This window comes from Grimontia indica (assembly GCF_000333895.2).
In the GTDB taxonomy this organism is placed as follows: domain Bacteria; phylum Pseudomonadota; class Gammaproteobacteria; order Enterobacterales; family Vibrionaceae; genus Enterovibrio; species Enterovibrio indicus.
Genome location: NZ_ANFM02000018.1, coordinates 14826 through 28396, shown reverse-complemented (window position 1 = coordinate 28396; position 13571 = coordinate 14826). Strand labels below are relative to the sequence as shown.

Here is a 13571-nt window from a genome sequence, read left to right as displayed (position 1 = left end):
CCCTCAGTTTGAGTTTCGACTGAGTTTTCAAACTTCTTCCATCCGCACAGCAAGATTCCCGGCTAAAGAATATCTATTCTTACCGTTTGCTTTCGCGTCGTACATGGCCTTATCTGCCTGTTCGATAACTTGTGCCAACGATGACGGATCATTCGAAGACCAATAGCGAACACCTATACTTGCGCTGACTTTTGGCTTGCAATTGTTGATCACGATTTCATCGCTGAGTTTTTCCAGCAGTCGGTCGGCAACGGTATCGACCGGAGCATTGCCATACAGCGCAATCAGGAACTCATCACCAGATAAACGGGAGACAAAGTCACGACGCGACACGGACGCTTTCATACGTTCAGCCACCACTTTCAACAGCTCATCACCCACCTGATGACCGAACTGGTCATTCACCGATTTGAAGCCATCCAAATCGATAAACAGAATGTGCATATCGCGCTCTTTGTCATGGTCTTGGGTTAACTTTTCCAGCGCATGAGCACGGTTCGCCAAGCCTGTCAGCGCATCGTGGTTTGCGATGTAGTTAAGGCGCTGAATTTCCATTTCTGTCGACAAGTCAACAATGGTAATCACGAAACCTTCCACGCTACCTCGATGGTTAGTAAGAGTTCGCGCGACGACCTGACAAGGCATTTCAATGCCACCGTGTCCAACCAGTGTACGATGCCACTCCATGGTGCCGTCCGTTAGCAAGGTCTTCAGCTCCGCAAAACTCAGATAGCTTTCACTGTCTGTCGACAGGGTGCGCCACGAGTAGTGGACACCGAAGGTATCAATGCAGGCGGCGTTTTGTGTTTTGATGGTGAGATCACGAGACATCACCAGCGTTGCGTCCTGACTCTTATCGAAGATCAGCTCAGCCAGTTTACGGCGCTGCTCAGCCTCTCGCTGCTCCGTGACATCTTCAAACTGAACCAGAGAATGTTGCGCCGCCAACATGGGTTGAGTGCTGAGCTGAAAGACCTTTCCAGTCGACGTATGTGTCAACTCAATGCCCTTCATCGGCTGGTGATTGTCAATGGCATGAGAGATCGCATGAACCCGGGATGCAGGCGAGAAGGTTTGTAATAGCTGTGGCAGATTTCTCGGTGAGCAGTTGACCTGACGCAACAAATACTCCGCTGCAGGGTTGAAATAAGTCACGACATCACCCGGCGCGATAACCATGACCCCATGCTCCATAGTATCCAGCACCTCTCCAATGTACTGACTCTTATTTTCCAACTGGTTAAGGGTTTGCTTTAACTGATAATCGCGCTCAGACAAATTGGAAACCAGATCGTTAAAGCACGCCGTCAATTGCCCCAACTCGTCGTTGTGTTTGACGGGAATCGCACGCCCGAACACGCCCAATCGCAACATAGAAGACATCGATTGATGCAAAGATGCCAGTGGATGAGAAACCAGACGATGCAACAATTGCGCAAAAACCAATGCCAACAGAGAGAGCAAACTGGTGCCTGCGGTGAGATAGCCCACTAAGAAATGGCGTTCTTCTTCAATCGCAGCTCGGGAGACATACACCTCGATAAAGCCAAGAATTTCTTCTCCAAGCACTATCGGTTTTTTAACACGCTCAAATTGTGTATCACTACAGGTAATGGCACTGCCGTTTGAACGACAATCCGGCGGCAACTCCATGACTGACGCAAAGTTAGCATCATCTATAGTGCGAACCTTTGCACCAATCAAATCAGGGTCAACACGCAGCGCTTCAAGCTGTTCCAGCGCTGTCTGTTTGTCATCAAATGCCAGTGCTGCCGTGAGGTTAACCGCTGCAGCATTAGTCAGGATTTTGGTACGTCCAATCAGGCTTTGTTCCATTTTGTCTTCGGCGACATTTTCAATCGCAAAGCCCAGCAGCACTACGCCTGCAGTCATCAAAAACCAGGTTGGTAACACCAGTTTGATTCTGAGCGGGAGGTTATTCAGCCAACGAACAATCATGCTTTGTCCTCCTCATCAATTACCGCTATTGAAAGCAGTTGAGAACGGAGAGAGAACGGAGCACCCGCTAAATGACTTCTGTTGATCAGTGGCTTAATCCGGTTATTCATACGAACAAATGCCATCATGCCACCCGACCTGATAAACCGGCGTCCATCTCCCACTAGCAATGCATCAGGAAAGCGGGCTTTCAGTGCCGACACTTGGTCAGCCTGATCGGCAGTGGAATAGACAATATGGCACCCGGGTGGCTGGATTTGGGTATTTTGGATTTGATGAAACACTGCCTGAGGCTTCTGTTGAATAATTGCCTTCAATTTTTGGCTGACACCGTTATCGGCATCCACGCAGAAGTGATATTGAGATAACGATTGATGCGACGACTTCCAATCCACCAATAAAGCAAAGCGGAATAAATAGACCGCTTTCAAATCGTCATCCTGAATATCACTAGCCAACGCACAGGTACTGATTGAGAAGGCAAGCAACGCCGAAAGCCAGAGCGTAAACGCTCTGGCTTTGTAGTGTTGATAAAGATGCTGCCAAGACAGGGGCATTACGGAAGCTGCCAATCTATTTCCAACCAGTATTGGGTGCCGTTATCAAAGCCGCTATAGCTTTCAGGGTACTCATTCACTTGATCGTTAAACAGGTTCTCTACCGAGAAGATAAACTCTGGGAAATCTTTGGCAGGTTTCCAGCCTGCAATAAAATCCCAGGTCAGCACTTCTGGCCAGCCATAATCTTCCTGACTGCCTAACAGCTCATCGGGCTTGGAAGCAGCCACGTAGTTCAAGACATTGCTGACCCAAAGATCCGGCGTGATATCCCACATGATTTGAGCATTGGCCAGGTGGACAGGTTCGTTTTCATAGCTGCGAAGCGGCCCTTCACTACTGCCGCACACCTCGCCGTGACACTCTGCTTTAATTTTGCGGTAGGAGTAGCTGGCGTTAACCTGAAAATCGCTCGACGGTTGCCATTTAACACTTAATTCGCCACCTTGGGTTCGAGCACTTAATGGCGCTATCTGGCGATATTTATAGACATCGATAATGGTACCGACAGTCCCAGGAGAAGAGTCCTCCCAGATGTAATTACGCTCAGCACTTTCCAAAAGCCATGCTGGAATATCCGACTCTTCACTTAAAAAGAGATTGGCATCAAATTGAACCGTTTTATCTACCCAGAAGCGATAACCCAGCTCAAACGTCTCCACCTTTGGAACTGGCATATTTTCATCACCTTGATTCACAATGACCTGCATATAATCAAAGGTGTATGGCAAACAGTTATTTGGGTTTCCGGCCTCACAGAACGCTACGTCACTGGCATAGATGTTTTGATGGAAATCCGTTGTTCTGCCTTGGCGTGCTGGCGTAATGACCGCTCTACCCCAACCTGCCCAAATTCGTTGGTTGTCGCTGAGATCCTGCATTAAACGAATTTGTGGTTGAGCGAAAGTGTCGTCGACCAAATTGAAATACTGCCAACGGTTACCAACCATCAATTCGGTGCTATCCGTCAGCGGGTAGGTATAGTTGAGATAAAGCGCAACGCTTTGATTGGTGAAACCAGGTTCATCAGTCACACGCAGATACGGCGATGTATATCTTTCGTGATCACTGTACGGACGGAAGTATTCATCGACCAAACGATAGTTCAGACCCACCATAAAGTGGCCGCCAAGCACGTTGCTGTCGGTATAGGTTGTTTCCGAATCGAAGCGGGTAAAATAGGCGTTGCGATCACTGGCATTACTGTTGCTGTATGTCAGCCAGAATTGCTGTTCCCAGTGGGTATCTTGGCTCAACTCCTGAAGATATTTAATCCCCGCGAAGTATTCCTCAGCCACCATTTCCGTATCAAACGCCACGTAATCTTCCATATCCTGACCCGGATAAAGGAAGTGGGGTTGGTAGGTTAGCCATTGGTAATCTTCACGGGAACGGATGCCGCCAAACTGGAAGGAAATGGTACGGTCGAGGTTTTGGTAATCGCCGCGCATACCGAATCGTTCAGTGTAAACACGGAAGTGCTGCTGATCTTTTACCAGCTCTTGATCCGTCGTCCAAGGCATATGCTGAACAAACTCGGCGTACCCGCTCAGGAAGAAGTTGTCCGCGACTTCACCGCCGTGTCGAACCTGATATTCCTGATAGTGATAGTTACCGACAGAAGCAGATACCCGTTTTCTTGGGGCATCTTCAGCGTCCAAGGTAATAATATTGATGACAGCATTTGCGGCATTTCCGCCCCAAATCGTTCCCACCGGCCCGAGCACGACTTCAATGCGATCGATGTTATCTAGGCTGACAGGAATTAAGTCCCAGTCCACACCCGAAAACATGCCATTAAACACACTTCGGCCGTCAACCATCACCAACATGGTGTTACTCAAAGCTTCGTTGGTAGTACGAGCCGCGATACCCCAATCGTAGTTAGAGAATTTGGCGACATGTAAACCCGGTGCCAGCACCAGTACGTCGGCGACAGATCTCGCACCCGATCGTTTAATCTCTTTTGACGTGATGACATGAACGGCGGCGGGAATATCAGCAAGGCTAAGTGAAGTTCGGGTCGCTGATACCACTTTGGTGTCAGAAAGAGACTCAAGCGGCATATCAAGCAGCGCATCAAGATCCACATCAGCCAGAGAAGGCAGTGAAAAAGGTAGGCTTAAACAAGCAGCCATCGCGGCTCGGCGGGCTTTAAGCATTTCGCGTATTCCAGAAAATCGTTATTGGCACGTTGCCGTAAATCTGCATCCGTAAGGTGACATGTCATCCGTGTGTTGCTGGGTTCAAAATGCGGTAGATCAACTTTTGAACTACAGTGTACTTTGAGTGAGATTATACGTGCGACAGCACGGGCAGAATAGCGATTTAGGAAGGAGAAAATAGGGTTTTTAGCACGCTAAGAGGCATATCTCATTGTAAGTCATATAAATGACGCCAATATCAATAATTGCGTCATTTATATGACGAAAGAAGCCCAAATCAGATAATAGATTTCAATGAGTTAGAAATTTCTCATTTATAAAGCGGAAGACTGCATTTATACCAGCTTTTTCAATTTCGCCAGTCCATAAGCAGCGACAGTGACATTGTCTTTGATCTCTCCTTCCATCATCATTCGCTCAAATTCCTCGATGGGGAAAGGACGTGAGATCAGATCCTCCTCTTCAACATCAAGAGACTTACCCACATCCGTCAATTGCGTCGCTAAATAGATATGACAGGTTTGGTTGAGGAAACCATAAGCGATGTAGTGCGCGCCCACATAGACCATCTCTTTCGCATCTAACCCTGTTTCTTCGCGTAGCTCGCCTTTTGCTAATTCAAGATGATCAGCATCGGGACGGGATTCCCACGCGCCTTGCGGCAGCTCCCAACAACGCTGTTGAACGGTATAGCGAAACTGCTGGACTAAATGGACCTGTCCGTTATCAATCGCCATGATCACCGCGCAATCAGGTTTATCTACCACACCATAGATACCTTCAGCGCCACTGGGGCGAAGGATTTTGTCTTCACGAACAGTCATCCATTTGTTTTGGTAGACCACTTTAGTATCGAGCTGTTTAATCATTGTTCTGCTATTCCGTTCTGAACCATTAAATAGGGGCTGTTGACCTTTGGTGGTTAAATTTTGTTCTAGCTATAAGCGTTTTAGGCGCGGCGAGGTGTGTGCCGCCTAGTCATTCTAAGCAAATACACCTCAACAAAGCATAAAACGCTTAGAGCTGAACCCTTCGGGCAGCCTTTGTGGGGAATTTCTGCTGCGTTATCGGCTTCTCATGTAGGCCAGCTACACATCGAAGCCTCTGCCTTGCATAAAATCCCCACAAACGGCTGCAAAAAATCATCACCAAAGGTCAACAGCCCCTAGCATCTAATTCTTCACTGATGATACATGCTGTGGCTTGCCAAAATTAGGATTCGTGATATTTTTCGCATCAGTTATTCAACTGGAACAGTGACCATGCCAAAGGCAAGTGAAATTAAAAAGAACGCCGTTATCGAACACAACGGTAAAGTACTGGCAGTTAAAGACATTGCTAAGCTGACGCCAAGCGGCCGCGCGGGCAACAGCCTTTTCCGTATGCGTCTTTACGATGTAGCAACCGGCGCGAAAGTTGACGAAAGCTTCAAAGCAGACGACATGATTACTCTGGCGGATTTCAGTCGCCACCCTGCTGACTTCTCTTACGTTGATGGCAACGAGTACGTGTTCATGGATTCTGAAGACTACACCCCTTACCACTTCAACAAGGATGATATCGAAGAAGAATTGCTGTTCATCACTGAAGAAACCAAAGGCATTCAGGTACTGGCTGTGAGCGGCAAACCTGTGGCTCTGGAACTGCCTTCGGCTGTTGATCTGGTGATCACCGAGACTTCACCGTCTATCAAGGGCGCTTCAGCAAGTGCACGTACCAAGCCAGCAACGCTGACCACTGGTCTGGTTGTTCAGGTTCCTGAATACGTGGCGCCTGGCGACAAAATCCGCGTTAACACCGCTGAACACAAATTCATGAACCGCGTAGAATCTAAATAATCTCTGCAACGCTTCCTAATAAAAAGCCCCGGCCTTGAGCCGGGGCTTTTTATTAGGCCTTCCTTCCCACTTCCCATGAAAAACCTCCTCTCTTCGCAGGTAATAACTTGATTACTGTTTGCTGCCTGCTCTCCAAATCTAGAAACATGCAATCTCCTTGAAGAATGAAATTTGAGAGTCACTCGCAAACAATGAAGACTCTCACGTTGCAACTTGTTTATAAGCACGCTGCATTGCTTCTTTTTAAGTGAGCATAACGCTCGCTTTGTAAATCAAGGAGCAAACATTGAAAAACAAAATAACAATGGCGCTTGCCATGACATTGATGTCACCTTGTCTATTCGCTGCTGAGACGATCACCCTTAATTCTGCTGAAGTGTCGCCACGTATCGTCGGTGGCGTAGATGCCAACCCAGCGGAATGGAAGTTCTATACCCAGATTGTGAATTCAAACAGTAACCGCTCTTTCTGCGGTGCCAGTTACATCGGCAAGGGATTTGTCTTGACTGCCGCACACTGTGTGGACACCGACGCACCAAACCATATTGCCGTTAAGATTGGCGGCTACCGATACAATGGCACCGATGGTGTGCGGGTTAATGTTTCAGAGATCTATATCCACCCCAATTTCAATACACGCAATCTGGCCAATGATATTGCCTTGCTTAAACTCGCCAGCGTGCCTACGGGATTAACACCAGTTGAAATAGCTGAAGGGTCGCTATACCAGTATGTGTCAGACGGAGATTTACTGACCGTAGCAGGATTAGGCCGAACCTCAGAGGGCGGTAGTTCACCGACAGTATTGCAGGAAGTGGACGTACCTTTGGTTTCTGATGCAACCTGTCGTCAAGCAGGTGGCAGTTACACGTCCGTCGGAGGTGTGTCATTCTGTGCTGGTGTACCGCAAGGTGGCATTGACTCCTGTCAGGGTGACAGTGGCGGCCCAATTGTCGTCAACCGAGGCGGTGTTACTACACAGCTCGGTATTGTCAGTTGGGGCGTCGGCTGCGCCCGCCCAGACAAATACGGCGTTTACAGTGATATCGCTGCTCTTCGTGAGTTTGTTGATGGTGTTGTTTACGGAGGCATAGATAAAGTCAGCCTCAGCTACACCGAGAATCAAGTGCTTGCTGATTTTATTGCTGGAGAGCCCAAACTACACACATTCACTATCCAAAACACTGGGTTTGCACCTTTCACGATTGACCGTTTAAACGTCTCTGGTTCCGGCGTCGCAACCTCTCCTGTGATCACCAATGATCGATGTCTGCAAACTACGCTGCAGGGGAACGAATCCTGTCAGGTCGGTATTGAGTTTGGTGCCAAAGAAGTCGGTATTGCAAAAGCAACCCTGACGTTTGAGATCGACCAAACAACAACGGTATATAAAGCCAATGTGTCAGCCACTGCCAAACCAGCGATCGGGTATTGCTCTACCGATTGGCAAGAAACTGCGGTCTACTTGCCTGGTGACACTGTCACGTGGAATGGGAAACTCTGGCGTGCAAAATGGTGGACACAAGGTGAACATCCATCCACCAGCGGCCAATGGGGCGTATGGGAAGAAGTTGGCATTTCAGACTGTGGTCCCGTCAACCCTGTCGAGCCACCAGTACAACCGCCTGTTGAACCAGAACCACCAGTGACGCCAGAACCACCGACGGGTTCAGACAGCTATGTAGCAGGCACTTCATACTCGGCTGGCGATATCGTCACCAATGGCGGTTCTACTTACGAATGTAAGTCTTGGCCTTATAACCTTTGGTGTGGCTCTGCCCCAAGTGCCTATGAGCCGGGTGTCGGTACCAACTGGCAAGATGCCTGGATCCTTCGCTAACTAAAACTGCCCCGATGCAAAACATCGGGGTAATGTTATTCTCCTGCTCCTCGCATAGAACGCTCACTGTCTTCAACCAACAGCCTTGATGCGTAGTGTTTTAACGCCTCCCAATTACTCAGGCGAATACTCATTCCATGCTCCCATGCGGCGCTCGCCGCTTCATTTTGCTCATGAGCCGAAATCGTTGGCACTGATGCACTGTTCGAGGCAGAAAAAGGAGCCAGGCTTAATTCTATTTGCATGCTGTTTTCCTCGAGGCCCAGATCTTTTTGAAGGTAAATATCTGGATACCGGGAGCCCGCATTCAGAATGCACTCGATATCATCCGGCGAGTCATTCCTTTGCCAGCAAACACGCACTGATAGCCCTTTACCTGCCAGTTTAAGAAGCTCACCAAATGCCAGCCAGCGGTTGCGGCAATCTTTGACTGACATCGACACCTGTGGGACGCCAATTAACCTTTCAACTGCCACATCAATCAAAGCAGGCAAGTGGCAAAACAAACTGCCACCATGAAGGTTCACGCGGATATTGCCGTCGATGATTTCGCACCGCGGAGCACGCGCTTCTCGCTCTTCATCTAAGGTAGGTAAAGCCTCGACAAACATCGAAACGCCACTCAACCCTGCCATTTCCAGATCAACCACAGTTTCCGCGATGGTATCTGATTCACCATGGGGGTGGTTTAACGCATCAAAGGCCTTAGTGCATAGCCCCACCAATTCGTTGTGAGAGACCTGGATCATAGCGCCTCCCTATGCTCTGAAGACGAGGTTAAAACAGGAAACAGCCAAGAGTCAGTGTCTGCACCATTACCCAATTCTGCAAAAATTGGAGCACCTTGGAACAAGGTCACTCTCACCCAGCGGTCAGAGCGGGGATCGAACTTAGTCGCTCCAAACATCGAAAGCTTGCAGCGAAGCAGGTGCATGGGCAGCACATTTTTCGCCAGCACATTGATTTGAATATCCCCCATGGGGCAATTGCCAAGCGTCCAAATACGACGGGCAATCATTCTGAAACGCGTATTTTCAAGCAGGAACTCGGCCAGTGATGTGGATGAATCCACCTGTTTTAGCGAGTGGTAGAACCTTGAAGCCTGCCTGCCGACATCAAGCCCCAGCTCTTTTTCTTCCCCGGGTTCTTCACCGCGCACCGCCATGCGAGGCTCTTCTTTATCCTGTGAGCGATACCAAAACCAGTACTGATTATCTGCTTCAGAAAAATCTATCTCCAATGCCCAGCGATAACGCGTTTCCAGCAGAGAAATCATGGTCGACACTTTAATGCCCGGTGTCAGTGACAAAGATTCATCTGCATTCATTTCATTGCAAAAAGGATCGACAATGTCTGGGAATGTTTCGAGCAAACAAGTGACCAGAATTTCCTGTGTTTCGAAAGAGTATTTTTCCGCCGTAGAGATGGCATCAACCCAATATGACCCATCACTGGAAAGCATCACAATGTCCTGCTCTAGGGACGGCAGTTCATCTACACTTTGGGCGTTTAAGCCTTTCTGATGCGCGTCAATGGTCACCACTTCTTTCAGGTGTTTTCTGGCCTTGTGTAACAGAGACAACACCCTCACTGCGCTCTTTTCGCAGACAGATTGCTGCGACACTGCCGCCAAAGCCATTTCCCGGTGAGTCAACCAATTGTCTACCACTCTTGGATGACGAATAAGATAAGGCGCCATACCCAAACCCGTGGCATTGCCTACCCCGATATAGCGCTGTAACTCAGGTGACAAGGTAGTCGCATGAACGCCGCCTTTTTGCTTCGCCAGAAAATGAACCCAGTCCAGACTGAATTCGCGAAGCATATAAACCGCACACATTTGCGCACTGAATGAGAGACGGAAATCCGGGTTTTCATTCAGCGTTTCAAAGTCCGCAATCCCAAATTTTCCATTTCCATAGACAGCGGTTGTCCGGAGGATGTACCCCACATTTGCGATTTCCTGAGCATTGGGTTGTTGCCCAACCGACAACGCGTCAATCAGATGTTCAAACACACGCACACTCTTGTTGGCTCGGGATAAAACCAGCACTTGCGTGGTATTTCTGCCAGCTTCCTGCAGCGGCACATTTTGACGCAAGCGATCCAGCTCTCTCTGATCAACCCGTCCCTTGACCAGCGCCATGGTCACATCCCACTTTTCCGCAATGACACGGTCATTGCGCTCTTCATCGGCAATAGCCGTTGAAAAAACGACCAGTTGATAAACCCCATTTGGCGTCAGCAGCTCATAGACTGCGGTACCAAAACCTTCTGCAGCAATGTCCCATTGAACGCATTCAATCTTCCACTGCTCAGATTCCATCTTTCTCAGCAAACTACGCACGAAGCTAAGACGGGTTTGGTGCATCGCACCCAATCGATAGGGATCCATCACCACAGCTGGATCACGCAGCATAGTGACACTTTCCATAGCAGTTTTTGCATTCATGAAGCCACACCTACAAACGCTTAGCATTGTTGATTATTGGGGGACAGCTTTATTCATGCTGTCCCATATTTGCCCCGTTACTTTCAAATCGCGACCATCAATCCAAACCCTGCTCTTTCGCCATTTGCAGTGCGATTTTCGGACCATTCCACAGTGACGGCAGCAGGATGAGCGATACCGGCACCGCAGTGATAACAATGAAAGATTGGAGTGCGGAAACGCCGCCAGAGCCAAGGGAGATAAGAATGATGGCGGTAGCCCCCATCATGACACCCCAGAAAGTGCGCATCAGACCATTTGGGTTGAGGTCGCCGCTGATCACCACGCTGATGGTGTAAGTCATGGAGTCACCCGTGGTGACAATGAACACCGTGGTGAGGATTAGGAATAGAATCGACATCAGCATGGGGAAAGGCAGTTGCTGAGTAATGGCAAGCAGTGACGCCGGCAGGTTAAAGCCTTCGAATGCTTTACTCACCGAGCCAGGTTCTGCCATTTCAAAAGCCAGACCGGAGCCACCCACAATGGTGAACCAGAAGCAGGTGATAAGCGGCGCAATGATGCTGATCGTAGTGACCAATTGACGAATCGTTCTGCCACGGGAAATTCGTGCAATAAAGATGGCCATCATCGGACCGTAGCCCAGGAACCAGCCCCAGAAAAATACAGTCCACCAGCTCAGCCAACCCATATCGCCGCGGAAGGTAGCCATAGGGATGAAGTTGTCGACCATGGTGCCTACGCCTTGCAGGTAACCATTAATAATGAAATCAGTCGGGCCAACCAAAAGGATATAAGCCATCAAGCCCACAGCCAAAATCACATTGTAACGACTCAGGATCTGGATACCGCGGTTGACGCCACTCAATGCTGAGATGGTGTAGATAGCGATTGCACAGAGGATGATGATGAATTGGGTTGTAAAGCCATCAGGCAATGCAAACAAGGCGTTCAGTGCGTAACTGATTTGCAAGCCAAGAAAACCAATTGGCCCAATGGTCCCCGCCGCAACCGCTATGATGCAGCAAGCATCAATCAAGGCACCAAACATACCTGTCATGGCGCGCTCACCGAATACCGGGTAAAGCAAAGTACGCGGCTTGAGGGGTAGCCCTTTGTCATAGTGCAGGTGCATCAGCACAATAGTGGTCAGCGTGCCGAGGATGGCCCAGGCAAGGAAACCCCAGTGCATGAAGGACTGCGCCAATGCATTAAATGCCTGACGCTGAATATTGCCTTCAGGCACGCCATACAGTGGAGGAGGGTTAACGAAGTGAGCAATCGGCTCTGCCGCCGCCCAAAAGACACCTCCGCCAGCTAAAAGGGTACAAAGAATGATTGCCAGCCATTTGAAGCCTTCCATCTCAGGCTTGTCCATCGCACCTAAGCGCACCTTTCCGGTACCCGGGCTAAACGCCAGTGCAAGACCAATCAAAAACGTCGCCAGCAATAGCAACTGCCAATAAGGCCCAAAGAAGGACACGCTCCAACTGAAGCCAGCATTAACCAGCGAAGACAGAAGCTCGTTATCAACCAGCGCTGTCACCACAAACAGCGTTAGAAATCCGCCGCTCATCCAAAAAACCGGATTATCAAGACCCAGTTTCACCCAGACACTTTGTTCCTTATTTACAGTGCTTGTCTTCTCTGCATTGAGTAATTCAGACATCATCTGTCTCCACGTTGTCATTAGCCTCTGAACCAGCGTCCAGAAACCTTGCTCCTTGTGAGCGGTTATCCCGCTTCGCGAAATGTTTAGATATTTATTCCGGCTTTAAGCCGTCTTCCAAAAAAGTGAGCCAGTTGCGGCCGAGTATCCCTGCCGTTTCCTGTTCACTGAATCCAATTTCGCGCAATCCCTGATAAATATTTTTTAGCCCGCTAGTTTCTGGGAACCACGGCAAAGCCGCAGGCCAGCCAGCGTTTGAAGCCGAGCCTTCTCCGTAATCGAGGCTTTTCGACCATCTGCCATTTCGCATCCATTCGAGAACACTTTGTGGCTGGTTTTGACAAAGGTCGCTGCCAATAGCGAGGCGTTCTACACCAACCATTTCAGCGGCATCGGCGACCATTCGGCAAAAGTCTTCCAGGCTGCAATCGCTGCCGCCAGGAAGGTGGAAAGGGTAAAGACTGAAGCCAAGCAAACCGCCTCTTTCACACAAGGCGCGGATCACTTCATCCGACTTATTGCGAAGCGCTGGGTGTGCGCGCTGCGGGTTGGCATGGCTGATACAGATAGGGCGTGAAGACAGATCAATCGCTTCCAGCGTTGAACGCTCAGAGCTGTGTGACATATCGACAATCATGCCAACACGGTTCATTTCCGCGATAGCTTGCTTGCCAAAGCGGGTCACACCGCTGTCTTCCTGCTCGTAACACCCCGTCGCCAGCAAGCTCTGGTTGTTATAGGTCAACTGCATGATCAAAAGACCGAGCTTACGCATGACCTCAATCAAGCCGATTTCATCGTCGATCGGCGAGCAATTCTGGGCACCGAAAAAGATGCCAACCTTGCCTTCGCTTTTCGCCTTGAAAACGTCTTCCATGGACAGAACAGGCATGATCAGATCGCTGTTTCGCTCGAAATGTAGATTCCACTCGGCAAAACGGGTCAGTGTTTCACGTGCATTCTCGTGGTACACCAAGGTCACATGAACCGCAGTGACACCGCTTTGTTTGAGCGATTCAAAATACGCTCTGTCCCAAAGGCAGTATTGCAATCCATCGATGATGATTTCGTCCTGATACATAAGCTGTCCC

At 49.2% G+C, this 13571-nt stretch carries 10 protein-coding genes; 2 read left to right on the top strand and 8 right to left on the bottom strand.

Annotation, left to right across the window (positions count from 1 at the left end; translation table 11 throughout):
* Positions 1 to 27: 27 nt before the first annotated feature.
* From D515_RS11435 to D515_RS11420, 4 genes are all read right to left on the bottom strand, one after another.
* Positions 28 to 1959 carry a diguanylate cyclase domain-containing protein gene (locus D515_RS11435; RefSeq protein WP_002538615.1) on the bottom strand — a complete coding sequence of 644 codons (1932 nt, stop codon included), beginning with the start codon at positions 1957 to 1959 and terminating at the stop codon, positions 28 to 30.
* The gene (locus D515_RS11430) at positions 1956 to 2531 is read right to left on the bottom strand and encodes a YfiR family protein (RefSeq protein WP_152442367.1); all 576 of its coding nucleotides are present in this window, start codon (positions 2529 to 2531) and stop codon (positions 1956 to 1958) included. Before D515_RS11430 ends, D515_RS11435 begins: the two co-directional genes overlap by 4 nt.
* Positions 2516 to 4678, bottom strand: a complete 2163-nt coding sequence (locus tag D515_RS11425) for a TonB-dependent receptor plug domain-containing protein (RefSeq protein WP_002538613.1) — start codon at positions 4676 to 4678, stop codon at positions 2516 to 2518. Before D515_RS11425 ends, D515_RS11430 begins: the two co-directional genes overlap by 16 nt.
* 338 nt (positions 4679 to 5016) lie before the next feature.
* A complete protein-coding gene (locus D515_RS11420; protein WP_002538611.1) occupies positions 5017 to 5550 on the bottom strand; it encodes an NUDIX domain-containing protein in 534 nt (177 codons plus the stop codon).
* Between the two features lie 393 nt (positions 5551 to 5943).
* Here D515_RS11420 and efpL point away from each other — a divergent pair, with 393 nt between their 5' ends.
* Positions 5944 to 6519, top strand: coding sequence for an elongation factor P-like protein EfpL (gene efpL / locus D515_RS11415; protein WP_002538609.1), 576 nt, complete (start codon positions 5944 to 5946; stop codon positions 6517 to 6519).
* Positions 6520 to 6835: 316 nt separating this feature from the next.
* Complete coding sequence (locus D515_RS11410; protein ID WP_239643974.1) at positions 6836 to 8359, top strand: trypsin-like serine protease; 1524 nt, start codon at positions 6836 to 6838, stop codon at positions 8357 to 8359.
* A gap of 35 nt (positions 8360 to 8394) precedes the next feature.
* Here D515_RS11410 and D515_RS11405 read toward each other — a convergent pair whose 3' ends face one another.
* From D515_RS11405 to D515_RS11390, 4 genes are all read right to left on the bottom strand, one after another.
* Positions 8395 to 9108, bottom strand: coding sequence for a DUF3726 domain-containing protein (locus D515_RS11405; RefSeq protein WP_002538607.1), 714 nt, complete (start codon positions 9106 to 9108; stop codon positions 8395 to 8397).
* Positions 9105 to 10811, bottom strand: coding sequence for a hypothetical protein (locus D515_RS11400; protein WP_002538606.1), 1707 nt, complete (start codon positions 10809 to 10811; stop codon positions 9105 to 9107). Before D515_RS11400 ends, D515_RS11405 begins: the two co-directional genes overlap by 4 nt.
* 97 nt (positions 10812 to 10908) lie before the next feature.
* Positions 10909 to 12480, bottom strand: coding sequence for a BCCT family transporter (locus D515_RS11395; RefSeq protein ID WP_039849968.1), 1572 nt, complete (start codon positions 12478 to 12480; stop codon positions 10909 to 10911).
* Between the two features lie 94 nt (positions 12481 to 12574).
* The gene (locus D515_RS11390; protein ID WP_002538603.1) at positions 12575 to 13561 is read right to left on the bottom strand and encodes a membrane dipeptidase; all 987 of its coding nucleotides are present in this window, start codon (positions 13559 to 13561) and stop codon (positions 12575 to 12577) included.
* Positions 13562 to 13571 lie beyond the last annotated feature (10 nt).